Genomic DNA, 23,098 nt, shown 5'->3' on the forward strand with positions numbered 1-23,098 from the left:
GTCCCTCGATGTGTTGGTGCGGGCGCCGGGGCACCTCAATGGCGATGCCAGAATCCGCGTTCTTCATCGTACGTCCACGTGCCGAGGCCGCCGCGTCCGGGGACGTTGCCCGGGGTCCCGCCGCGGTTTCGGGAGTCGTTGAAGCTGGAAGCTGCGCGGTTACCCGGGTCAGACAGGAAACCGCCCGCAGGTCTCGTGGTCCTTGTCTGAGGTCCGTTGCGCTCCTGATCCTGATGTCCCGGCGCGATCACGCTGTTCGGCGGAGCCATGCCGGCGAGCGCGTAAAGTCGCGGAATCGTCTGCGAACAGTTGGGGCAGGACGCCCTCGGCGTTCCTCCCATGGATGAAGCAATGCCACCGTTCGGATCAATCTCACCCATGGCCGCACGCAGGTTCCTCCTCCAGCCCGGATCTCCGGGACGGCACGACAGGCCGGTCCGGTTCTGCCAATCCTCCAGATGGTCGCTCAGCGCCTGGGGCTCTGCGCAGTTTTGCGGCTGCACGCTGGCGTCCTGGCCACGAGCGTTCGAGGGGGGGAGCGCCGCCTGAACGGCAGGGTGGAGATCGCTGCGAGGACGCCCACGGCTAGTACCTGTAATCGTCGAGCCATCCGTGCGCGTGATCGTGCACTCCATGCGCGCGAGACCATCGGCGTCCACCCACTCCAGCGGGTAGTTGTCGACGTACGCGTACGGCTTGAGGCTCCCCTCGATCCCGATCGGCTCCGGGCTGAGGTACGCCCCCGCCTCCGGGTCGTAGTACCTGTGACCGTTGTAGTAGAGCCCGGTCTCGTCGTCGGCGTACTGCCCCGGGAACCTGAGCGGCGTGATCCCGGCATGCTCGTCGGGCACACCGCCGTACAGCCCCGCCTCGATCTCGGCCGCGACGCGCCCGTCGCCCTCCACGAGCGCCTCGGGGAACCCATGGACCCCATGGATAAAGTACCTGAGCGGCCCCACGGCGCCGTCCCGCTGGGCGAGCGGCAGCGCGGCCTCCGGCAGTGTGACGTAGCTCCGCTCCTCGACAGCGGTCGCCTCGCCATCATCCCGCGTGCGCTCGGTGCGCTCGTGGACCAGCACGTCGCCGCGCCAGGCGTACCGGATCACGCGCTCGACCTTCCCACCCTGCGCGACGCGCTTCTCGATCCTTCGGCCGAAGGCGTCGTAGGCGAACGAGATCACGTTCCCCTCCGCCGTCCGCGCCTCCAGGAGCCGCCCGTCGGCGCTCCATGCGTAGATCCACGCGCGCTCGGGCGCCTGCTCGCCTTCGCCATCGGCCCGCACCTCGCTCGCGCGCCTTCGCACCACGTCGCCGCGCTCGCTGTGCTCGTAGCGCACGGTCTGTCGTGCCGTCGCGCGCTCCGTCAAGCGCCCACCCGGCGCGTACGTCCGCTGCTCGCCGTCCCGCTCCACCTCGCCCGCCGCGGTGAACCGGAACCGCTCGGCCGGCTTGGCCGCCTTGCGCCGCTCGACGACGCGGCCGTTCGTATCGCGGAGCACTTCTCTCCTGCCGCCGCCGAGGTCCTCGTCGGCGCGGAGCCTCCCCGCGGGCGACCACGCGTATGTCCTGCGCCACGCCTCGGGCGTCACGAGCGGCCCGACCCACGGCGGCTCGCCCGGCCCAACGTGCGGCGCCGTCGGCTTGCCGAGCGCGCGCCGGCGCTCCACGAGACCCTCGGCGTTGACGTCGGTCGCGATGGTTCCGCCACCAGGCAAGCGCCGCTCGACCTCGAACCCCGCGGCATCGTAACCGAAGCGCACCGGCGCGCGCTCACCGCCGATCCACGCCGAGATCGGCCGTCCCCTCCGATCCCGCTCGACGCGCACCTCGCCGTCCGGCCCGCGCACGCTCGTGGCCTTGCCCATGGCGTCGTAGGTCCAGGCGAAGGCCGCGAGCACCTCGGCGCCCCGCCGCGTCACCTCGGCCGTCACGCGTCCGCGCAGATCGTAGGCGTACACGCACTCGACGTCGCCGCTGGCCGCGCGCTCGATCCTGCCGAGCGGATCGTAGTCGAACACGTCCTCGCGCCCATCGGAGGTGGTGCGCTTGACGAGCCTGCCGAGCGGGTCGTACTCGAGATCGACCTTGTCGATTCCCCGCTCCACCCGCGTGATCCTGCCCAGCAGATCGAGCCTGTAGCGGATCTCGCGCCCATCGAAGGTCCGCTCGCCGGTGATGCGCCCCTCGGCGTCGCGCTCGATCCGGTGCTCCTCTCCGGCCTCGTTGGCGATGCGCACCAGGTCCTGCTCACGATCGTAGCTGTACCGCACCTTGCTGCCGTCGGGCCGGAGGAGCTCGGTGACGACATGGAAGCCGCCCCAGCGCAGCGAGGTGGCGCGTCCGTCGCCGTCGGTGATCCTCGCCAGGTTTCCATCGATGTCGAAGTCGTAGCGCGTCACGCCGCCGTCCGGTCCGAACACGGCCGCGAGCCGGCCGCAGGCGTCGTACGCGAAGCGGGTCTCGAGCCCGCGCTCGTCGACGGAGCCCATGACCCGGCCGAGGAAGTCGTAGCGGATGCGCCGCTCTGCGCCGTCGGGCTCGATGACGCGGACGCGGTTCGCGAGCGCGTCGTACTCCATGCGCGTCTCGCCGCCGTTCGGCAACGTGGCGCCGACGAGCAGGCCGCGGCCGTCGTAGGCGAAGCCCACCACGAAGCCCGCGTCGTCATGGACGGCGATCACGTCGCCGCGCGCGTCGCGCTCGTAGCGCGCGGCGCCGCCGAGCGTGTCGACCATGGCCGAGACGAAACCGCGCGCGTCGTGCTCGTAGTCCGTCCTGCTCCCCACGGGGTCCACCTCAGCCAGCAGCCGCCCGTCGGCGTCCCGCTCCCAGCGGAACACTTGACCCAGCGCGTCTTCGTACTCGAGCAGCGCGCCAGCGTCGTCGTAGCGGAAGGTATGCACGCCGCTGCCGCCGCCCCAGACCATCGTGTCGAGCTTGCCGAAGACGTTGCCGTCGACACGCCGGATGGCGCGCGAGGTGATCACCTCCGCGTGCGCGCCGTCGTGGCGGTCGATCTTGACGTGCAGGAACCCCTTGGCCGGCGATCCGTCGCGCAGGGCCTCCGGCACGTCGTCGTCGAGCGCGTCGTTGCCCGCGCGGTGGCACCACGCCTCGACGCAGCGCTGGTCCTTGTAGCGGAACTCCGCCACGAGGCCGCCGGGCTCCTCGCGCCGCACCAGGCGGTGGTCCTCGTCGTAGGCGAAGCGGTGCGCGTGCCCCGCGGCGTCCTCGGCCGCGCCCAGATCACCGCGCGTGTCGAACGCGTACCTGCGCCGCGCCTCCCAGCGCCCTCGCGCCGAGGCGTTCTTGACCTCGAAGGCGGCGATGTGTCCGTCCTCGTGCCGCCGCACCCGCACGACGCGGCCCACGCTGTCGATCACGCGGGCGAGGCGGCCGTCCTCGTAGACGAGCTCGATCACGTTGTCGTGGAGATCGACGATCCGGCTCAGCAGCCACCGGCTGCCCCGGGGCTCGGCGAAGAGGTAGGCGAGCCCGTCCGCGGCGAGCGCGTAGCCCAACGCACAGCGGGTCAGCACGCCGCACGGGAGCCGCACGGACTCGCCCGGCTCGAGCTTCCTCGGCAGCGCCGTCGGCGCCGCGTGCGGCTCCAGTATGCGCAGCCCACGGCGCCTCTCCTCGACCTGCCACGCGAGCGAGTGCGTCCAGCCGAAGCCGAGGCCGACGTCCTCCTCGACGAGCCCGGAGCTGTAGCTGCGCCTGATCACGAGCGGGATCGTGCCGGGCAGCGCCAGGTCGACGACGGCGACCGTGGTGACGCGCCCGGTGATCGGATCAACCGGATCGCCGGCGTGCGTGCCGCCCCCGCTGCCGTGCGATGGGTTGGGGCAGCCGCCGCCGCTGCCCGGCCCGCAGCTCCCTGCATCCTTGCCGCCGCCGCGCGCGCCGTTGCCGCCGTTCTTGCCGCCGCCGCCCTGGCCGTCGCCGCGGCCGTTGCCACCTCGGCCGTTGCCGCCGCCGCCGGCTCCGCCGCCGCCCAGGATGAAGACGCCGGGGTTCATGCCGGGGATCAGCAGCGCGTTCGGAAAGGGGGCTGTTCGTGCCATGCGGGGATGCTCGGCGGCAGGAGCGCCCGCTGCAAGCCGCGCGCAGCTCCCGGTCTCAGGGCTTCGCTCGTACACGCCGCCGGCCATCTGGACACGCGGGCCCGCCATCTGGACATGCCGCCTGCCCATCTGGACACGCCGCCCGCCCATCTGGACACGCCGCCCGCCCATCTGGACACGCCGCCCGCCCATCTGGACACGCCGCCCGCCCATCTGGACATGCCCTCGCCCATCCGGACACGCCGCCCGCCCATCCGGACATCCCATCTCGACCCATGCGCGCCAGGTGCCCCACTCTCCCCGGGCGCGTCGCGCAACCCGCCCGGCTGCCTTCCTTGGTGCCCCCCGCCGAGACGCGCTACCGTCCCCGCCCATGGCCAGGACGGGGCGGCGCAAGCAGAAACCCACGCCGCGCCAGGGCGCCCCGGAGCTCACCCCGACCAGCGTCGCGCGCATGGACGTCGACGCCGCCGTCTACCGCCTCGTGAAGCTCCTCAGCCGCTTCCCCGACGAGCGCCTCGACCCCGGCGCCCGCCGCTCCCTCGACGCCAAGCTGCCCGTCCTCGACGCCCTCCGCGCGCGCCACCCGGACCACCCGCAGGTCGCGTGGGTCTCCGGCATCTACCTCCGCAAGCTCGGCCGCCTCGACGACGCCCTCCGCGCCGCCCATCGCGCCTTCGAGCTCGACCCCTCGTTCGCCACCGCCGTTAGCCTCGCGTATGCCCTCCGGGAGCGAGGCGACATCGACGCGGCCCAGGGCGCGTTCGAGGCCGCCGCCCGCTTCGACCCCGCCGACGTCTCAGCCCGCTGCGACCTCGGCGCCATGCTCTGCGAAGCCGGCCGCGCCGACGAGGGGCTGCGCCACCTCGAGGCCGTCCTCGACCAGCAACCGGTCCACCCCGTGGCCTTCCCGGCCTACGCCTATCACCGCGCCGTGCGCGATGGAGACGCCTCCTGGTACGACAAGCTCGCGGCGTACCACGAGGCGCATCCCGACAGCGTCGGCGCCGCGCGATCGCTCGAGCGCCTGCGCGCCGAAGGGCTCCACCATCCCGCGCCCGTCGCCGTCGTCGAGGGCTTCATCGCAGGCGTCGCCGAGGCGCTCGCCCACGTCCACCGCGATCACGACCCGTGGCTCAACCGCTTCGGCGCCCGCGAGCACGGCTACCGCCTCCTCCCGCCGCTCGCGCCGGAGCAGCTCCGCCGCATCGAGGCGTCCTCGGGCGCCCGCATCCCCGCCGACTACGCGGCGTTCCTCACCCGCGTCGGCAGCGCTGGCGCGGGCCCCTACCACGGGCTCCTGCCGCTCGACGGCCCGGGGCAGCTCGAGAGCCTCACGGGCGACTTCCCCCACACGCGGCCCTACCGGCCCGAGCCGCGGGCGATGAGCGCATCCCAGCGCGCCGCGCTCCGGGCCGACGAGGCGGTCCGCGGCACGATCGCGCTCGCGCACATGGGCTGCGGCTACTTCTCCGTGCTCGTCGTGCGCGGCCCGCGCGCCGGCAGCGTCTGGGCCGATCTCCGCGCGGCGGGCTCGGGCCTGCTCCCGACCCACGACAGCTTCACCGCGTGGTACCGCGACTGGATCGAGCAGCTCTCGAGGGGAGAGCCGGCCAAGATCCCCGTGGACGCGCGCCGGTGCTCCGCGCCCCCTGCGATCAGCGACTACCTCATGGCGTGGGAGCGCGAGCGAAGGCTCCCACCCGGGATCGCGGGCGAGGCGAGGGTCCGGCAGGCGCTGCGCGAACTCCCCGACGGCGGGATCGCGATCCAGGCCGAGGCGTCGAGGTACTTCGACGCCGGCGATCCCATCAGCCCCTGCCCCGGCTGCCAGCACATGTTCGCGCACTTCTTCCAGAAAGACATGCTGCGGCCCGCCCAGCTACGGCCCGGCGTGCCGCCCAGGGCCGCGCGGCGGCTCCAGCCGGAGGCGTAGCGATCCCTGCGGCGGGCGTCCCTCCACGCGGCGGCGCACGCCGGCGGGCGTCCCCCCACGCGGACCGCGCATCACCGGCCGCCCGGCTACCCCGCCTTGCTCGCGCGCCGCCGGCGGGCGCGGCGGGGCTCGCTCCAGACGCCGTCGGGCCGCTCGGAGGGCGCCGCCGGCGGGGCGAAGCCGATCGCGGCGAGCTCCTTCTCGCCGACCACGTCGCCCTCGGCCACGAGCGCCGCGCGGAGCAGGACCGCGCCCATCTCCGCGTCGTTGCCCGGCCACGGGTGATCGAGCACCGCCTGCAGCGCGCGCAGGTCGAGGCCGAACGGGCGGCCGCGCAGGCGGACGCCGATGCGCGCGAGGTGATCCAGCGCGAGCGCCCGGAGATCCTCGGCGCGCGACGCGAGCGACGGCAGCGCGACCGCCCGATCGCCGAGCCGGTCGGCGAGCCGCTCGCTCATCTGGCCCGTCGCCACCAGCGCGTCGACCGTCTGCGGCACCGCCACGACGAGCCCGACGTCGTCCGGCAACGCCGCGCCGAGGTAGCTCTGCACCTCGGCCGACAGCGCCTGGGCGTCGAGGATGAGCAGCGTGCCCCCGCGCGCCGCCTCGATCGGCGAGCTGTCCGGATCGCGCCACAGCACGAGCGCGCGCGGCGCCTCCTCGACGCCCGCCGCGCCGTCGCGCTCCGCCGAGGCGCCACGCGCGTGCGGGAACGGCTGCGCGAACGCCTCGGGCGCGGGCGCCGCGCCGTCGACGATCGCCAGCGGGCCCGCGGCCCGCGCGGAGCTCAGGTGCACCACGGCGCCCCACGCCACCGCGTCGATGCCGGGCGCCGTCAGCAGCGTGACCGGGCCGCCCGCCTCGCCGAGCCGCTCGAGCTGCTCGATCGCCGCGCGCGCCGCGGGGCTGTAGGCCGCCGCCCGCGCCGGCCGCGCGAGCAGCGCCGCGATCGCCCGGAACCGCCCCGCGCTCTGCGCCACGGCGCGCTCCAGCCGGGCCACCTCGCGCGCGCGCTCCTCGGCCTCGCGACGGGCGGCGACCTCCCGGCCGCGCGACCCGGACAGCATCGCCGACACGGCGATCACCGCCCCGAGCCGGTCGGCGAGGGCGCGCAGCCCGTTCACCTCCTCCAGCGTCATCGGCGACGCGCGCCGGCCCCGCGGGATCGCGAGCGCCCCGATCGGGCCCTCCGCGTCGTTCACGAGCGCCACGACGCCGACGTCGCGCTCGGCGAGCCAGGCGAGCAGCGGGCGCACCTCCGGGCGCCGGACCTCGACCGCCTCGGCGGCCTCGACGCGCAGCACGCGCTCCGGCTCGACCTGCGCGAGCTCGATGAGGCGCGCCGGCACCTGCGACGGCTCGGTGCGCGCGTAGCCCGCGCGATCGACGGTCACCCGCTCGGGCGGCGAGAGCAGGTACAGCGCCGGCGGGGCCTGCCCCGCCGTGCCCGCGTCCGACGCCTCGCGCAGGGCGGAGAGCGCCGTCTCCAGCGCCGCCTCCGGCTCCGGGTTCATGGCCGCGCGCGTCGCGGCGTCGAACGCGCCGAGCCAGCGCGCCCCCTCCGGCGCGAACCGGCGCGCGAGGGCCGGCGCCGCGAGCCCCGCGAGCGCGCAGATCGCGCACGCGCCGAACACGGCGACGCCGATCGAGGACTGCGGCGCGCCGCGGAGCCCGAGATCGCCGCGCGGGGCCTCGTGCACGGCGTAGACGACGAGGAGCGCCGGCGGGGTCGCGAGCGCCGCGAGGGCGAGCGTGAGGCGCAGCGCGCGCGAGACCTGCGCGGCGTCCGCCGCCACGGTGCAGAGCGCGACGCACACCGCCGCGACCGCGCTCGTGACGGGCAAGATCGCCTCCGGGCTCGCGACGCCGACGAACGCCGCCGCGACGCCGACCGCGAGCGCCGTCGCCGAGAGCAGGAGCGCCGCCTCCACGCGGTCGGCGACGCCGAGCTCGAGCCGCCGCGCGATGCGCAGGCGCGCGAGCGCCACGAGCGTCACCGCGAGCGAGCCGAGCGACGCGGCGGAGGTCGCGTAGTGGACGAGCAGCGGATCGAGGCCCTCCGCGCGCGCGGGCGCCACCGCCGAGACCGCGGGCAGGGCGACCGCCACCGTCCAGAACAGCGAGGCGAACGCCGCCGCGTCGAGGCGCCGCGTGCTGGGCGGCGGCTCGAGCAGGCCGCCGAGGCCCGCGATCCGCGCGAGGCCGACGAGCGCGGCCATCGAGGCCATCGCGGCGCCGAGGTTGCCGAGCGCGATCAGCGCGAGGCCCGTGGGGCCGCTGCGCGCCGCGGCGAGCATCGCGGCGCCGGTGAGGCAGACGGCGGCCGCGCTGCGCGCCGCCGGCTCGATCCGGTCCTCGCCGCGCGGCGGCCGCTCGACCCACCGGAAGCCGAGGGCGAGGAGCGCCGGCAGCCCGAGCAGGGCGAGCCACGCGGGCCCGTGGCCGCCGGACGCCCGGAGCGCGGCGAAGGCGGTGTAGGCGACGGCGGCCGCGGCGATCCAGAACGAGCGCCGGCGCAGCATCGCGGCGAGCGTAGCCTCTGCCCGTCGGGGCGCCAACGAGGCGGTCTCATCCAGGGGACGACCGCCCCGCCCGCGCCTTCCGCGGCGGTCAGAGGCCCATTCAGCTCCTCAGGGCGCGAGCGCGGCGATGAAGTCGTGGAGGCACGCGATCTCGCTGTCGCCGAGCGCCGCCTTGCCGAACGGCATCCGGCCGCCGCACGGCACGTTCGGCTGCACCTTCGCGTAGATCGAGCTGGCGTCCGGGTCGCCCGGCACGAGCACCATGCCGCCGCACACGGAGGCCTGGCTCCGGACCGCGGTCTCCCACCCCGCGGCGAGCGAGAGGCCGGCCGCCTTCGAGTTCGCGTCGTGGCAGCCCGAGGTGGCGCACTTCTCTGCGACGAGCGTCGTCGCCTCGGCGCACCCCGTCGGCTCGGAGCCGGTGGCCGCGCTCGTGGTGGTCGCCGCGTCGGGGCCGGTCGCCGCGGTGGTGGCGGCGGGCTCGCCGCCGGTGGCCGCCGTGGTGGCGGCGGGGTCGCCGCCGGTCGTCGCCGAGGGGGTGCCGCCGCCGCTGCCGCTCGCCGCGGGGGTGCCGCTGGGCGTCCCCTGGATGTCGCCGCCGGCGCCTTGCTCGCCGGGGGGGAACTCGTCGTCGTCGAGGGTCCCCGCGCAGCTGATGAGGAGCGCGCCGCCGGTCAGCAGCGTGGCCACGGTGAACGCCGTGCGCCCGTGAAGTGAAGATAGGAACGTCACGTGGTACCTCTCTCTGTCAGTAGACGTAGGCTCCCGCGAGCCGCAGTCCCAGGTATTGATCGATGGCCCCGCCCGCGATGTAAGCGTCGCCCTGCTCGGGCTGGAACGACGAGAAGAACCGCGCGTACTCGACGAGCACGCGCCCCTCGATGCCGGTCGCGATGGGCACCATCACCCCGGCCATCGCGCCGATGCCCTGCACGCTCGCCGCGGTGAACCGATCGTAGACAGGGCCCGACGAGAGCGGCAGGAGGTACTCGGCGCCCAGCGCCAGCGCGACGGGGCCGACAGGGAAGCGCCCGTCGAGGCCGGCGCGGAACAGCGTGTAGTCGACGTTCGGCACCGTCCGGGCGAGATCCGCCGGCGCCTCGATCTCGAAGGTCACGAACCGGAGCCCGGCGGAGATCCCGAGCTGGGACGCCTCGCCGAGCGACAGCCGCTCCCGGAGCCCGAGGTTGATGCGCTGGTAGGTGGTGCTGATCGGATCGCCGCCGCCCACCGCCGAGTTGAGGCCGAGTGCGCGCGCGTACCCCGCGGTGATCCCGAGGCCCTTGAGCACCGGGATGTCCGTCGACGCGAGCGGGTACACCTCGCCGGCGACCGACAGCGCGGGCTGCCCGAAGACGCTGTAGGGGCGGAGGTTGTTCGTGCGCGGATCGGAGTAGTCGAACCAGCGGCCGACGAACTCGACGCCGAGCTCGACCGAGAAGAGCGCCGAGTTGACGTCGTTGCGCTTGCGCTTGCCGCCGCCGCCGCTGTCCCCGCCGTCCTCGTCGCCGCCCTTCTCCTCGCCGTCGCCGCCGCCGTCCTCGCCGTCGCCGCCCTCGCCGCCCTCGCCCTCGCCGTCCCCGCTCGGCTTCTCCTCCTCGGCCGGCGGGGGCGCGATCTGCGCCAGCGTCGGGCCGAGCAGCTCTTCCAGCGCCTTCTTGCGGTCGTCGCGCGAGCCGGCGGCCGGCACGGCGCTGTCGACGGCGAGGTCGCCGGCGTTGTCGTCGACGTAGACGAGGTGGACCTCTTTCTTCTTCTTCTTGTTCGTCCGCGAGACGCCGTAGATGACCCCTTCCGCCTTCACGGCCTTGCCCGCCTTGCGGATGCGGTCGAGGACCTTCTTGCGCTGGGCCTTCGACAGCAGCGTGTCCCCGGCGGGCTTCGTCTGGCCGGCGCCCTTCAGCGCCTTCGAGAAGTCGCCTCGGTCGACGACCTCGAGCGTCTCCGGAACGAGGGAGAGGATGTCCTCGCGGATGGCAGCCGCGTTGGGGCCCTCGATGTGGACCGCGATCGATTTCGACGCCTTCGGGGCGGCGAGCGTGACGGGCTCGATCGCGAACGTGACGGCGGTCGCGGCGGAGAGCCCGAGCAGGATCCGCCCGCAGAGGCTCATAGAAAGGAACAGCGTTGTGGTCCTGGAGGGTTTGCGCACGGGCCTCTCGCTAGCGGCAATGACGTCGACCGGAGCTTGCACGCGCGCGAGCCTACAGGCTGCCACCCCACAGAATCCAGCGTAATTTCGATGCGCTGGGCGATCTTTCCAGCGACGCGCAGTGTCGCTAGGAGACTACGTTGCTGCCGGACTCACGGCGTCTCGCGGCCGCGGCTCCTTCCGTGACTGCCTTCAGTGAAGTAAGAAAAGTCGTCGCCCGATGCCCCGCGTTGCAACGCGATGCATCGTGGGCCATCACGTCCTGGGGAGAGGGCTTATGGATCGGTCAAGAGGACGGCGCCGCCGCGCGGAGCGCGGGGCCGGCGGCACGCTCGGGCTCGCGATGATCCTCGCGACGGCCGTCGCCTGCTCCGGAAAGCCCGACGACGGCGCGGCGCACGAGGCGCCGCGCTGCGCGGAGATCCGGCCGGGCGCCTCGCCGCTCCGGCGGATGACGCGCTTCGAGTACAACAACACGATCCGGGACCTGCTCGGCGACGACAGCGCGCCGGCCGACGCCTTCGTCGTCGAGGAGGAGGCGCTCGGGTTCAACAACCAGGCGGCGGCGCTCGGCGTCACGCCGCTCCTCGCCGAGCAGCTCATGAAGGCCTCCGAGGCGGTCGCGGCGCGCGCCGTGAAGGACCTCGGGCGGCTCCTCGGGCGGTGCGACCCGGCGGTGCAGGGGCCCGACGCGTGCGCCGCGGAGGTGATCGAGCGCCTCGGCAAGCGCGCGTTCCGCCGGCCGCTCACGCCGCAGGAGATCGAGCGCTTCGAGCGGCTCTTCGCCTGGGGGAACGAGGAGCACGGCTTCTCGACCGGCGTCGAGGTCGTGGTCCAGGCGATGCTCCAGTCGCCGCACTTCCTCTACCGCGTGGAGCTCGGCATGCCGGACCCCGCCGGGGAGGGCGTCGCGCCGCTGTCGGATCACGAGATCGCCTCGCGGCTGTCGTACCTGCTCTGGAGCTCGATGCCCGACGACGCGCTGTTCGCCGCGGCCGACGCGGGCGAGCTGCGCACCGCGGCGCAGATCGCGGCGCAGGCGCGGCGCCTCCTCGAGGATCCGCGCGCGCGCGCCGCGGTCGCGAACTTCCACACGCAGTGGCTGAAGCTCACGCACATCGACACGATCGCCAAGGACGCGGCGGTCTACCCGCGCTTCCACGACGGGCTCCCGGCGCTCCTCCGCGCCGAGACCGAGGCGTTCCTCGACCACGTCGTGTTCGAGGACGAGGCCGGCGACGTGGCGACCCTGCTGACGGCGCCCTACTCGCTGATGAACGCCGAGCTCCGCGCGTTCTACGGCGTCGAGGCGCCGGCGGACGGCGCGGCGGCGCCGGGCGACTTCGCCGTCGTTCCGCTCGATCCGGCGCAGCGCGCGGGCTTCCTCACGCACGCGAGCCTCCTGTCGGTGCTCGCGAAGCCGGACCAGTCCTCGCCCATCCACCGCGGCAAGTTCGTCCGCGAGCGGCTGCTCTGCCAGACCCTGCCGCCCCCGCCGCCCGGCGTGGAGATCCGGCCGCCCGCGGTGAGGCCGGGCATCCCGACGCGCCGGCAGTTCGAGCAGCACGCGCAGGACCCGGCGTGCGCGGGCTGTCACCGGCTGATGGATCCGATCGGCTTCGGGTTCGAGCACTACGACGGCGTCGGCCTCTACCGCGAGACCGACCAGGAGGTCCCTGTCGACGCGCGCGGCGAGATCGCCGGGAGCCGCGGCACCGACGGGCCCTTCGACGGCGCGGTGGAGCTCGCGCACCGGCTCGCGGAGAGCGACGAGGTGCGCCAGTGCGTCGCGACGCAGTGGTTCCGCTTCGGCTACGGCCGCGCCGAGCAGGCGGAGGACGAGTGCAGCATGACCCAGATCCAGCAGGCGTTCGCCGACAGCGGGTACAACATCAAGGCGCTGCTCGTGGCGCTCACGCAGACGGACGCGTTCCGCTATCGCCGGGCGCCGGGCGCCGGGGGGGCGCCGTGAGCGGCGCCGCGCGCCCCCGGCCGTCGAGGCGTCTCCTCGACCGCCGCACGTTCCTCCGCGGGGCCGGCGGGCTCGCCGTCGCGCTCCCGTTCCTCGACGCGATGAGCGGATCGGCGAGCGCCGTCGAGTTCCCGAAGCGCTTCGTCGTCTTCTTCACGGGGCTCGGCACGGTGAAGCCGGCCTGGCAGCCCACGGGGACCGAGACGGCGTTCGAGCTCGGCGAGATCCTCGCGCCGCTCGCGCCCTACCGCGACAAGCTGCTCGTCCTCGGGGGCGTCGACATGGAGTCGGCCCACAGCGGGCCGGGCGACCCCCACCAGCAGGGCATCGGCCAGGCGCTCACCGGCACGGAGCTCCAGGAGGGGACGCTGTTCCCCTACGCCTGCAACCCCGCCGCGCGGGTCGGCTGGGGCGGAGGGATCTCCGTCGACCAGTTCCTCGCCGCGCAGCTCGGGCAGCGCACGAAGCTCTCGTCGCTCGAGCTCGGCGTCCAGGTCCAGTACGCGAACGTCTCGTCGCGCATCTCGTACCGGGGCCCGGGCCAGCCCGTCCCGCCCGAGGACGATCCGCGCGCGGCGTTCGACCGGCTGTTCACCGATCTCAGCGCCGATCCGGCGGACCTCGCGCGGCGGCGCGCGCTGCGGCGGCGGGTGCTCGGCGACGTGATGGAGGACTACGGCGCCCTCTCGCGGAAGCTCGGGGGCGAGGACCGGCAGAAGCTTCAGCACCACCTGGAGGCCCTGAGCGAGATCGAGGCGCGCCTCGAGGCGCCGGGGCTCCTCGGCGGCGCGTGCGCGCTGCCGGAGCTCGGGGAGCCGGTCGACGTGTACGCGAACGACAGCTTCCCGGCGATCGGGCGGCTCCAGGTCGATCTGCTCGCGATGGCGCTCGCGTGCGATCTCACGCGGATCGCGTCGATCCAGTGGAGCGCGACGGAGGCGGGGAAAGTGTTCACCTGGCTGGGCCAGTCAGAGACGCACCACGCGCTCTCGCACTCGAACCCGTCCAGCGCGGACAAGCAGCAGCAGCTCGTGGACATCGGCCGCTGGCAGGCGGAGCAGCTCGCGTACCTGCTCGGGAAGCTCGACGCCGTCCCGGAGGGCGCGGGCACGCTGCTCGACAACACGATCGTGCTCTGGTGCACCGACATCTCGGAGGGGCAGAGCCACTCGCGGCGCGACATGCCGTACGTGATCGCGGGGCGCGCCGGCGGGGCGCTCCGGACCGGGAGGTACCTGCGCTACGCAGGCGACCCTCACAACAACCTGCTCGTCACGCTGTGCAACGCGATGGGCGTGGAGGTCTCGACCTTCGGCAACCCCGCGTACTGCACGGGGCTCTTGCCCGGCCTCCTGGCCTGAGCCGCGGGCGGCGCCGCGCGGCCCGGCGGTGGGCTGCCCGGCGGTGGACAACGCGCCGGCCGCGGGCCGACCGCGCGCGCTGCCGGGCGGTGGACTGCCCGGCGGTGGACAACGCGCCGGCCGCGGGCCGACCGCGCGCGCTGTCGGGCGGCGGACCGCGCGCCCGGCGCTGGACCGCCGCGCGCCGGCCGCGGGTGTTTTGGGCTTTTCGTCGCGCGCCGATTTTGGCAAGTACGCCCGCATGGGCGGCCTGCTGTCCTCCGGGAAGCCTCGTGGTGCGCTGCGCTCGATGCGCGCAGCGCGCTTGATTCCTCGTCTCGCGCGCCTCGCGGCGCTGTCTGCGGCGGCGTGCGGGGCGCTTTCGTGCAAGAAGCCCGCGGACGCGCCGGCGGACGCCGGGGCCACGGCCGTGGCCGACGACGCGGCCGCGGCGGCGCCCGCGACCGCCGCGGAGGCGCCGGTCCTCGCCGCGACGGAGCCGCCGAGCGACAAGCCGCTGCTCGGCGTGACCGCCTTCGTGGCGACCGTCTACAAGGAGCCGCGCGACACGTCGAAGAAGCTCGGCTACCTGCGCGTGGGCTCCAGGGTGGCGCGCTCGGCGGAGCCCGCCGGCACCGCCGGCTGCCCGGGCGGCTGGTACGAGATCGAGCCCCGCGGCTTCCTCTGCGTCGGCGAGGACGCGACGCTCGACCTCGACGATCCCATCCTCAAGGCCGCCGGCCCGGGGCCGAACCTGAGGACCGCGCTCCCGTACAGGTACGGGTTCGTCCGCGCCGTGCTGCCGCTCTACCTGCGCGTGCCCACGGCCGAGGAGCAGCGCAAGTCGGAGTTCAAGCTCGACGAGCACCTCGCGTGGTTCGAGGAGAACAAGGCGACGGTGCAGCGGGTCGTCCTCGGCGCGAACGACGTGGCGCTCGACGGGCGCGGCGTGCCGCTGCCCGGCAAGCAGCTCGGCGAGCTGGGCCTCGGGAAGAACTCGCTCGAGCTCGGCGAGGGCGCCCTGTTCGGCGGGGAGGGGGAGAACGACCCGATCCCGTTCTGGCTCGAGGGCGGCAAGCGCCTCATCCGCAACATCAGCGACTTCAAGGTCCCGGATTACGCGGTGTTCGCCGATCGCGCGCGGCGCTTCACGGGCCTCTCCTTCATCGGCTCGTTCCCGACAGGGCCCGAGTCGTTGAACCGGCGGTTCGCGATCACCACCGATCTGCGGCTCGCTCCGACGACGAAGGTGAAGCCCGACACGGGCTCTCCCTGGCACGGCGTCGAGCTGAACGATCAGCTCACGCTGCCGCTCGCCTTCGTCCGCGCGCGGAACGCGCGCGACGTGCAGATCCAGGGCGACAAGGCCACGCCGGGCAAGGAGCTGCCCTTCCGCGAGATCATCTCGCTGTCCGGCAGGATGCGCCGGATCGAGGGGGTGAAGTACTACCGCACGAAGGACCAGCGGTACGTGAGCCAGCTCGACGTGGGGCTGGCGGTCGCGCCGTCCGCGTGGCCCGCTGTCGCGGAGAAGGGCGAGAAGTGGATCGAGGTCTCGATCCAGCACCAGACGCTGGTCCTCTGGGAGGGCAAGCGCCCTGTCTACGCCACGCTCGTCTCGACCGGCCAGGCGGGGATGGGGGACCCCAAGACCACGACGGCCACGGTGCGGGGCGTCTTCCGCATGCGCAACAAGCACATCACGGCGACGATGGACTCGAACGAGTCGTCGAGCGTCGGCGGCCGCGCGGACACCACGGCCGACGCGCCGTCGTCGTCGCGCGGGGCGAAGCCGGACAAGGGCGGCCCCTCGAAGGAGCGCTCCGCGAAGAAGCCGGGCGCCGCGGCGAAGCCCGACGCGGACGCGAAGGTCCCCCGCAAGGGCGACGGGGAGTACGGCGTCACGCGGCGCCGCGGCGAGGGGACGTACGCCCTCAAGGACGTGCCGTACATCCAGTACTTCGCGAGCGGCTACGCGCTCCACGCGGCCTACTGGCACGACGTCTTCGGCACGCCGCGCAGCCACGGCTGCATCAACCTGTCGCCGATCGACGCCCACCGCGTGTTCATGTGGACCGAGCCCCAGGTGCCGCGCGGCTGGCACGCCATCAACACGGGCGAGGAGATGGGCGAAGGCACCACGATCATCATCCACGAATGAGGCGGTCGCCCGCTTCGGATACGGGCCCATCTCGACGTTTTCGGTGCTCGGCGTACAAGAGTACGCCTCCGCGCCGAAAACGCCGATCTGGGCCCGTCTCCTGTGCGGGCGACCGCCGCGATCGCCGTCTGGAGAGAGAGAGAGAGGGGGCGATTCAGTAGGCGCCGGGGGGCGCTGTGCGGAGGAGGTCGTCGAGCGCGTCGTCGGCGGGGCCGGCGAGGCCGTCGAGGAGGGCGGCGAGGCGGTCGTGCTGCTCCGGCGTGAACGGGAGCATGCCGAAGCGCGAACGCACGCCAGCGAGGCGCTGCGCGAGGCCGGCGCCGTCCTGGTAGCCGGCGACCCAGGGGCCGCGCGCGAGGTCGTCGCAGATGCGCCGGAGCCGCGCCTCGAAGGCGGCGCGGTCGGCGAGGGCGGCGGGCGAGGGGGCCCCGGCGGAGGAGAGGGCATCGGAGGGCGCGCCGGCAGGGGAGGGGGCGCGCCGGTCGAAGTGGTGGAGGGACGCGGCGGCCTCGCTGGGGGCGCCGTCGATGGCGGCGAGACCGGCGCGGAGGGCGTCGAGGACGGGCGCGAGCCCGGTGCGGCGCAACAGGGCGCCGTCGAGGCACATCTCCCAGAGCACGTGGGCGAACAGCGGGAGCCGCGGCGCGCCGATCGAGGCGCCGCGCAGCGCGGCGGCGAGGCGGCGCTCGCCCTCGACGAAGACGGGCGCGGCGTGGAACCAGCGGTCGAGGGCGACGTGGTGATCGATGCCGGCCAGCACCTCGGCGAGGCGAGACGGCGGCGCGGCGGGGCGATCGGCTGCCCGCGCGGGCCTCACGCGCCGGTCGGCCATGCGCCAGAGGTCCGGGAGCATCGCCCCCGCGCCAGCCGCGACCGAGCCGAGGTCGCGCGCCGCGAGGTGGCGATGAAGCAGGAAGTTCATGCGTGCAGAATGGCGCCGCCACCCGCGGCGGTCGACGGTAAGTTGCCGTGACCGACGGTGGCTGACGCCAACCGACGGCAGCTGACGACGAGCCGACCCCAGGCCCACGACCAACCGATGCCGCGCTCCCTTCCTCGCCTCTCGCTGTTCGAGTGGAACGACTCGCCGTGGTCGCCAGGCCCGCTGCGCGAGCTCATCATCGAGTCGCTCAGCCGGACGATCCGGTGGGGCGGCATGCTGCGCGGCCTGATAGAGCCGTTCCGGCGCTTCCTTGCCGCCTCGGGGGCGACCGAGGTGATCGAGCTCGGCGCGGGCGCGGCCGGGCCGTCGGAGGTGCTCATCGGCGAGCTGCTGCGCGCGGGCGCGACGCCGCCGCGGTTCGTTCTCACGGATCTCCTGCCGCAGCCCGAGGCGTGGGCGGCGGCGGCGGCGCGGCACCCGGCGTTCGTCGCCTTCGAGCCCTCGCCGGTGGACGCGACGCGCATCCCGCCGGCGCTCGCCGAGGGCCGCGCGCGGCTGATGATCAACGCCTTCCACCACTTCTCTCCCGAGCTCGCGCGGGCCATCCTGGCGGACGCGGCGCGCGGCTCGTCCGGCATCTTCCTGTCCGAGGGGTTCGAGCGGACGCCGCTCGGCTTCTTGCCGATGGTCCCGGTCGGCGTGGCCGCGCTCGCCGCGAACCCGCTGCTCACGCGCCGCTCCCGGGCCGCCAAGGCGTGGCTCACGTGGGCGACGCCGATCGCCGCCGCGGCCAGCGTGTGGGACGGCGTGGTGAGCACGCTGCGCGTCTACTCCGAGGCCGAGCTGCGGGAGATGGTCGCCCCGCTCGGCGACAGGTTCACCTGGGAGTACGGCACGTACCGATTCCCGCTGTGGGGTAAGGGGTACTACTTTTACGGAGTCCCTGCGCGGAGCGGCACGTCGCGCGGCGTCGAAAGGCCGTGACGGGCTTCAGACGCGCTTGAACTTTCTGCTCCTGATGCAGCGTGTCTCCGGGGTTGCCGGCCGGGGACGCCGAGCGTTCTTTGTCGAAGAATTTTTGACCCGTTCGACCCACCACTGCCCACGGGGGAGGACGCTGGCGACGTGGGGCCTCCGACGGCGTCCCATGCGGATTCGATGGCTTCTGGCGGCCGGGAAAAGGGGCAAGACATGATGGCTTATCGGCGGATGGTGGTGGCGGTATCGGCGCTCGTGGCCCTCGTGGCGGCGACCGCATGTGCACAGGGGAACGGCGACGCTGGCTCCGACGGCGCCGGGACGCCGAGCGGCGGCGACGGGACGACGAGCGGCGGCGACGGGACGACGAGCGGCGGGACGACGAGCGGCGGCGACTTCGGGGAGGACCCTTCTTTCGGCGACATCGGGGGTAGCTCGAGCTCGGGCGGCGACCCGGGCTCGGGCGACGCCTGTGGCAGCGATCTCATCGCGATCGTCCGCGACTTCAAGGACACGCACCCTGATTTCGAGGCGGGCCGGTTCGGGGAGGACCGGGGCTTCGTGGAGGCTCTGCTCGGCGCGGACGGCAAGCCGGTGTATGCGGGCGACGTCGAGGGCACGCGGACCACGACCGGCAAGGAGGCCTTCGATCAGTGGTTCCGCGACGTGCCCGACGTGAACACCGCCGTCCAGATATCGATCCCGCTCGCCGACAACGGGGATGGCACGTCCACGTACGACAGCTCCGATTTCTTCCCGATCGACGACATGGGGTTTGGCAACGAGGAGCGGCTCCACAACTACCACTTCACGCTCGAGCTCCGCACCAAGTTTGAATACGAGGGTGGCGAGGTGTTCACCTTCTCGGGCGACGACGACCTCTTCACCTTCATCAACGGCCACCTCGCGATCGATCTTGGCGGTGTTCACAGGCCGGAGACCGCGACCATCGACCTCGACGCGCGCGCTGAGGAGTTCGGCATCACGCCGGGCAACAGCTACACGCTCGACTTCTTCTTCGCCGAGCGCCACACGACCGAGTCGAACTTCCGCATCGACACGTCGATCGGTTGCTTCACCCCCGTCGTCAACTGAGCTCGGTCGTCCGCTGACCCGGCGCGACGCAGGCCCATAGCGCCCCCCATCTCCCCACCGTCCTCCCATCTCCACCGCGTCGCCCTCACCGCGACGGATCTCCCCCAGCGGCTCACGCCGACCGCCCCCTTTCCCCCTGGAGCCGCCGTCGAGGGGATGTGCGGGGCGGGGGCGCGCGTGGGGACGGGCCGCTGTTCGAGCACATCCTGCCGCTCGTGTCTCCCTCGCGCAGCGAGGGAGGCACGAGCGGCCTTTGCGAGTTCGGCGGGGCCCCACGCGCGCCCCCGCCCCGCACATCCCCTCGACGGCGGCCGTTGCCGCCGTTGCCTCCTTGCTCGTGGTTCGTCGCAACAGGTAGCCTAGGTAACGATGCAGGCCAGCGACCCGTTTGGCTGGGTAGGGTCGATCATCGACGGCCAGTTCGCCGTCGAGGCGCTGGCGGGCGAGGGAGCGTTCGGCGTCGTCTACAGGGCCCGCCACCTCGGCTTCGACGCGCCCGTCGCCGTCAAATGCCTCAAGATCCCGACGGGCCTGAGCCCCGACCAGCAGGACGGCTTCCTCGCCAAGTTCCGCGAGGAGGCGCGCCTGCTCCACCAGCTCTCGCGCCGGACGATGGGCATCGTCCAGGCGCTCGACATCGGCGCCGCCGCCGCGCCGAAGGGGCCGTGGACCCCGTACATCGTCATGGAGTGGCTCGAGGGCGAGACGCTGGAGCAGGACCTCAAGCGCCGCCGCGCCGAGAACCTCCCGCCGCGGAGCCTCGGCGACGCGATCAAGCTCCTCGCGCCGGTCGCCTCCGCGCTGACCGTCGCCCACGAGGGGAACGTCTCGCACCGCGACGTCAAGCCGGCCAACCTGTTCCTGCTCGGCGATCGCATGAAGGTGCTCGACTTCGGCCTCGCCAAGGTCTTCTCCGAGACACCGAAGTTCGCCGAGGCGCTCGTCCAGACGGGACGAACCTTCCGCGCCTTCACCCCGCAGTACGGCGCGCCGGAGCAGTTCAGCCCGCGGTTCGGCGCCACAGGGCCCTGGACCGACGTCTACGCGATGGCGCTCATCCTCATCGAGGTCGCCAGCGGTCAGCCTGCGCTCTGCGGCGCCGACGTCATCCAGCTCTTCGTCGCGTCGAGCGACGAGGCGATCCGGCCGAGCCTCCGCGCCCGCGGGGTGAACGCGAGCGTCGACGTCGAGGCGGTCCTCGGCCGCGCCCTCGCCATCCACCCGTCGCAGCGGTTCCACAACCTCGGCGAGATGTGGGCCGCCCTGGAGGCCGCCCAGCGCGCCAGCGTGGTCGTCGTGGCGCGCGACACGCTGCGCGCGCCCGCCTTCAGCCCCGTCGGCAGCGACGACGACCCCGACGGGCTGCTCGACTTCGCCGCCGTCCACGTGCCGCCGCTGCCCCCGCCGCCGTCGCTGTCGCTGCCGCCGCCGTCGCCGCGGCCGCCGTCGCTGCCGCCGCCGTCGCCGCCGCGGTGGGCGCCGGAGAGCAGCGGGGTGCGGGGGACCGTGGGCCCCGATCGCGGCGCGCTGCGGGGCCGGACCGTCGTGCCGTTCGAGGGCGGAGAGCACCGGATCTGCACCGTCCTCTTCGCCGATCTCTCCGAGGCGACAGCGCTCTCGTCGCGGCTCGATCCCGAGGACGTCAAGGACGTCGTCGACCGCTGCTACCAGGTGCTCGCGGAGCACGTCGAGCAGATGCACGGCATCGTCGAGCGGCCCATCGGCGGCCGCGTCATGGCCGTCTTCGGCGTCCCCCGCTCGACCGACAACGACGCCGAGCGCGCGATCGTCGCGGCGCTCGGCGCGCAGGCCGCGATCCCGAAGCTCACGCTGCCGCGCGCGGCGCGCTCGGTCCGCCTCTCGGTGCGGTTCGGGATCACGACGGGGCGGGTCTTCGTGGGCACCGGGGGCTCGGCGCGCCAGGACCTCGCCGTGGTCGGCGACGCCGTCGACGGGGCCGCGCGCCTCCAGCAGATCGCGCCGCGCGGCGCGATCGTGATCGGCCGCGACACCCACCGCCTCGTCCTCGGGCGCTTCCGGGTCGAGCCGTTCGAGGGGCTCGCCGGCGCGGGCCGCGCCGCGCCCGAGCCCCCCGCGCGCGGCGGGGCGCCGCCGATGTACCGCGTGCTCGGCGAGGGGCCGATCCATCACGCGTTCGCGCCGCCCGACTTCCACGGCCTCGCGACGCGCCTCGTCGGGCGCGGCGCGGAGATGCAGCGCCTGTGCGATCTCGTCGAGACCGCCTTCCACGAGCGGCGGCCGCGGCTCGTCACGCTCGTCGGCGCGCCGGGCGTGGGCCGGACGCGGATGCTCGCCGAGCTCGCCGCGAGCCTCGGCGGCGGCGACGGGCCAGCGCGCGGCGGGCAGGGGCGCGGCGCGCCCGGCTCCGAGCGCGGCCTCGCCGCCGCGCCGCCCGGGGGGCCGGTCGTCCTCTCGGCGCAGTGCTCGGCCCTCGCGCGGGAGACGAGCTACGGGCTCACCGGCGCCGTGCTCCGCCGGTGGTTCGGGATCCACGAGGCCGATCCCGCCCAGGTCATCCTGCGCAAGCTGCGGCGCGGGCTGCGCTGGCTCCGGCTGCGCGCCGCGCGCGCCCGGACCCGCGCCGAGCGCGAGGCCGCCGGCGCGGGGACCCGGGCCGCCGCGCTCGGGGGCGCGTCGCCCGTCGTGACCCGAGCGTCTGCCGTCCCCTTGCGCGGGCCGATCAGCTCGACCGTGAGCGGCCGCAGGGGGCCCGGCGCCGTGCAGTACGAGGACGACGACGAGCTCGATCCCTCGCCGTCGCTGGCGAGGCCGCTCGGATCGAGCGACCTCGAGGACATCCTCGCCCGGCTGGCGGCCATCCTGGGCGCGCGGCCTGCGCCGGCCGGGCTCCTCGACACGGCGGCGCGCGGCAGCGTCCTGGCGAGGCGCCGGATCGCGTCCGCGCTCGCGCACCTCGTGAGGTTCGCGCTCGAGCGGACGCCGATCGTGATCGTCTGCGACGACCTGCAGTGGGCCGACGACGCGACGCTCGATCTCCTCGAGGAGCTCGTGGCGCACGCCGACGGGCTGCCGCTCTGCGTCGTGTGCACGGCGCGCCCCGAGCTCTACGAGCGCCGCCCGGACTGGGGCGTCGCGAAGGAGGCCCACGTCCGCGTCGACGCGAACCCGCTCGCGCGCCGTCACGCGGAGGAGATGGTCCGCGATCGGCTCCGCGGCGTCCCCGAGCTGAGCCCCGAGCTCGTGCGCGCGCTCGCCGAGCGCGCCGAGGGCAACCCGCGCACCGTCGAAGAGATGCTCCAGCTCCTCGTGGACGCGGGCGCCATCGAGGCCGAGGGGGGCGCGTGGCGCGTGCGCGAGGACGCGGTCGGCGCGCTGAGCCTGCCGCCGACGGTGCACGGCGTCGTCCAGGCGCGCATCGACCGGCTCGACGCCGACGCGCGCGGGGTCCTCGCGCAGGCCGCGGTCGTCGGCCGGACCTTCTGGGAGGGCGCGGTCGAGCGGCTCCGGAACGACGCCCCGCAGGCGCGCTCGCCGATGTCGAGCGAGCGCATCCTCGCGGAGCTCCAGGATCTCGACCCGCCGTTCTCGGTGCGTCACGGGGGCGGCGCGTCCACCGCCGAGCTGCTCGCGCGCCTGTGCGAGCGCCAGCTCATCCGGCTGCGCTCGCCCGCGACGTTCCCGGGCGAGCGCGAGTACGTCTTCGCGGAGCAGGCGACGTGCGACGTCGCGTACGAGATGCTGAGCCTCAAGATCCGGCGGCGCATCCACCTGCTCGTCGCGGACTGGCTCGAGCTCCGCGCGCCGGGCGACGAGGGCGCCGCCCTGCGCGCCCACCACTACGATCGCGGCGGCGATCTGCGGGCGGCGGCGGCGGCCTACGCCCGCGCCGCGACGTACGCCGCCGCGATCGGCGAGGCCGACGAGGCGACGCGCCACGCGGCGCGCGCCCGGGAGCTGCGCGAGGAGTGCGAGGCCGACGAGGCGTAGGGCCCGGCCGGCGCCCCGGCGCC

Annotated in this window: 12 protein-coding genes; 7 read left to right on the forward strand and 5 right to left on the reverse strand. The window is 74.3% G+C overall.

Annotated features, from left to right (window positions below):
* Positions 1-35: 35 nt before the first annotated feature.
* On the reverse strand, positions 36-4,067 hold the full coding sequence (locus tag WMF24_RS14970) for an RHS repeat-associated core domain-containing protein (RefSeq protein WP_437737077.1): 4,032 nt from the start codon (positions 4,065-4,067) through the stop codon (positions 36-38).
* Positions 4,068-4,440: 373 nt separating this feature from the next.
* Between WMF24_RS14970 and WMF24_RS14975 the strand changes: the two genes are divergently transcribed.
* Positions 4,441-6,003, forward strand: coding sequence for a tetratricopeptide repeat protein (locus tag WMF24_RS14975; RefSeq protein WP_437737078.1), 1,563 nt, complete (start codon positions 4,441-4,443; stop codon positions 6,001-6,003).
* A gap of 86 nt (positions 6,004-6,089) precedes the next feature.
* Here WMF24_RS14975 and WMF24_RS14980 read toward each other — a convergent pair whose 3' ends face one another.
* The 3 genes from WMF24_RS14980 to WMF24_RS14990 all read right to left on the reverse strand — a co-directional run bounded on the left by WMF24_RS14980 (position 6,090) and on the right by WMF24_RS14990 (position 10,638).
* Positions 6,090-8,525: a hypothetical protein gene (locus WMF24_RS14980; protein WP_437737079.1), complete on the reverse strand. Its 2,436-nt coding sequence runs from the start codon at positions 8,523-8,525 to the stop codon at positions 6,090-6,092.
* 108 nt (positions 8,526-8,633) lie between these two features.
* Entirely contained in the window at positions 8,634-9,257 is a 624-nt protein-coding gene (locus WMF24_RS14985) for a hypothetical protein (protein ID WP_437737080.1), read from the reverse strand.
* Between the two features lie 16 nt (positions 9,258-9,273).
* Positions 9,274-10,638, reverse strand: coding sequence for a hypothetical protein (locus tag WMF24_RS14990; RefSeq protein WP_437737081.1), 1,365 nt, complete (start codon positions 10,636-10,638; stop codon positions 9,274-9,276).
* Between the two features lie 316 nt (positions 10,639-10,954).
* On the opposite strand from WMF24_RS14990, the gene WMF24_RS14995 reads away from it, so the two are divergent.
* The 3 genes from WMF24_RS14995 to WMF24_RS15005 all read left to right on the forward strand — a co-directional run bounded on the left by WMF24_RS14995 (position 10,955) and on the right by WMF24_RS15005 (position 16,150).
* Positions 10,955-12,649, forward strand: a complete 1,695-nt coding sequence (locus WMF24_RS14995; RefSeq protein ID WP_437737082.1) for a DUF1592 domain-containing protein — start codon at positions 10,955-10,957, stop codon at positions 12,647-12,649.
* Positions 12,646-14,010: a DUF1552 domain-containing protein gene (locus WMF24_RS15000; protein WP_437737083.1), complete on the forward strand. Its 1,365-nt coding sequence runs from the start codon at positions 12,646-12,648 to the stop codon at positions 14,008-14,010. The genes WMF24_RS14995 and WMF24_RS15000 overlap by 4 nt, the downstream gene beginning before the upstream one ends.
* Before the next feature lie 304 nt (positions 14,011-14,314).
* A complete protein-coding gene (locus WMF24_RS15005) occupies positions 14,315-16,150 on the forward strand; it encodes a L,D-transpeptidase (protein WP_437737084.1) in 1,836 nt (611 codons plus the stop codon).
* 154 nt (positions 16,151-16,304) lie between these two features.
* Here the strand turns inward: WMF24_RS15005 and WMF24_RS15010 are convergent, their stop codons facing one another.
* Positions 16,305-17,072 carry a hypothetical protein gene (locus WMF24_RS15010; protein WP_437737085.1) on the reverse strand — a complete coding sequence of 256 codons (768 nt, stop codon included), beginning with the start codon at positions 17,070-17,072 and terminating at the stop codon, positions 16,305-16,307.
* A gap of 117 nt (positions 17,073-17,189) precedes the next feature.
* Between WMF24_RS15010 and WMF24_RS15015 the strand changes: the two genes are divergently transcribed.
* The 3 genes from WMF24_RS15015 (at position 17,190) to WMF24_RS15025 (ending at position 23,075) form a co-directional block, all read left to right on the forward strand.
* A complete protein-coding gene (locus WMF24_RS15015; RefSeq protein ID WP_437737086.1) occupies positions 17,190-18,017 on the forward strand; it encodes a hypothetical protein in 828 nt (275 codons plus the stop codon).
* A 207-nt stretch (positions 18,018-18,224) separates the two neighbouring features.
* Positions 18,225-19,106, forward strand: a complete 882-nt coding sequence (locus tag WMF24_RS15020) for a fibro-slime domain-containing protein (protein WP_437737087.1) — start codon at positions 18,225-18,227, stop codon at positions 19,104-19,106.
* A 369-nt stretch (positions 19,107-19,475) separates the two neighbouring features.
* Positions 19,476-23,075, forward strand: coding sequence for a protein kinase domain-containing protein (locus WMF24_RS15025; protein WP_437737088.1), 3,600 nt, complete (start codon positions 19,476-19,478; stop codon positions 23,073-23,075).
* Positions 23,076-23,098 lie beyond the last annotated feature (23 nt).

The organism is Sorangium sp. So ce1335, assembly GCF_051521615.1.
Classification (GTDB): Bacteria; Myxococcota_A; Polyangia; order Polyangiales; family Polyangiaceae; genus Sorangium.

Bases quoted from the DNA above. Each gene is read 5' to 3' on its own strand.
- WMF24_RS14970 (WP_437737077.1), bottom strand. From the start codon at position 4,067: ATGGCACGAACAGCCCCCTTTCCGAACGCGCTGCTGATCCCCGGCATG.
- WMF24_RS14975 (WP_437737078.1), top strand. From the start codon at position 4,441: ATGGCCAGGACGGGGCGGCGCAAGCAGAAACCCACGCCGCGCCAGGGC.
- WMF24_RS14980 (WP_437737079.1), bottom strand. From the start codon at position 8,525: ATGCTGCGCCGGCGCTCGTTCTGGATCGCCGCGGCCGCCGTCGCCTAC.
- WMF24_RS14990 (WP_437737081.1), bottom strand. From the start codon at position 10,638: ATGAGCCTCTGCGGGCGGATCCTGCTCGGGCTCTCCGCCGCGACCGCC.
- WMF24_RS14995 (WP_437737082.1), top strand. From the start codon at position 10,955: ATGGATCGGTCAAGAGGACGGCGCCGCCGCGCGGAGCGCGGGGCCGGC.
- WMF24_RS15010 (WP_437737085.1), bottom strand. From the start codon at position 17,072: ATGAACTTCCTGCTTCATCGCCACCTCGCGGCGCGCGACCTCGGCTCG.
- WMF24_RS15015 (WP_437737086.1), top strand. From the start codon at position 17,190: ATGCCGCGCTCCCTTCCTCGCCTCTCGCTGTTCGAGTGGAACGACTCG.
- WMF24_RS15020 (WP_437737087.1), top strand. From the start codon at position 18,225: ATGATGGCTTATCGGCGGATGGTGGTGGCGGTATCGGCGCTCGTGGCC.
- WMF24_RS15025 (WP_437737088.1), top strand. From the start codon at position 19,476: ATGCAGGCCAGCGACCCGTTTGGCTGGGTAGGGTCGATCATCGACGGC.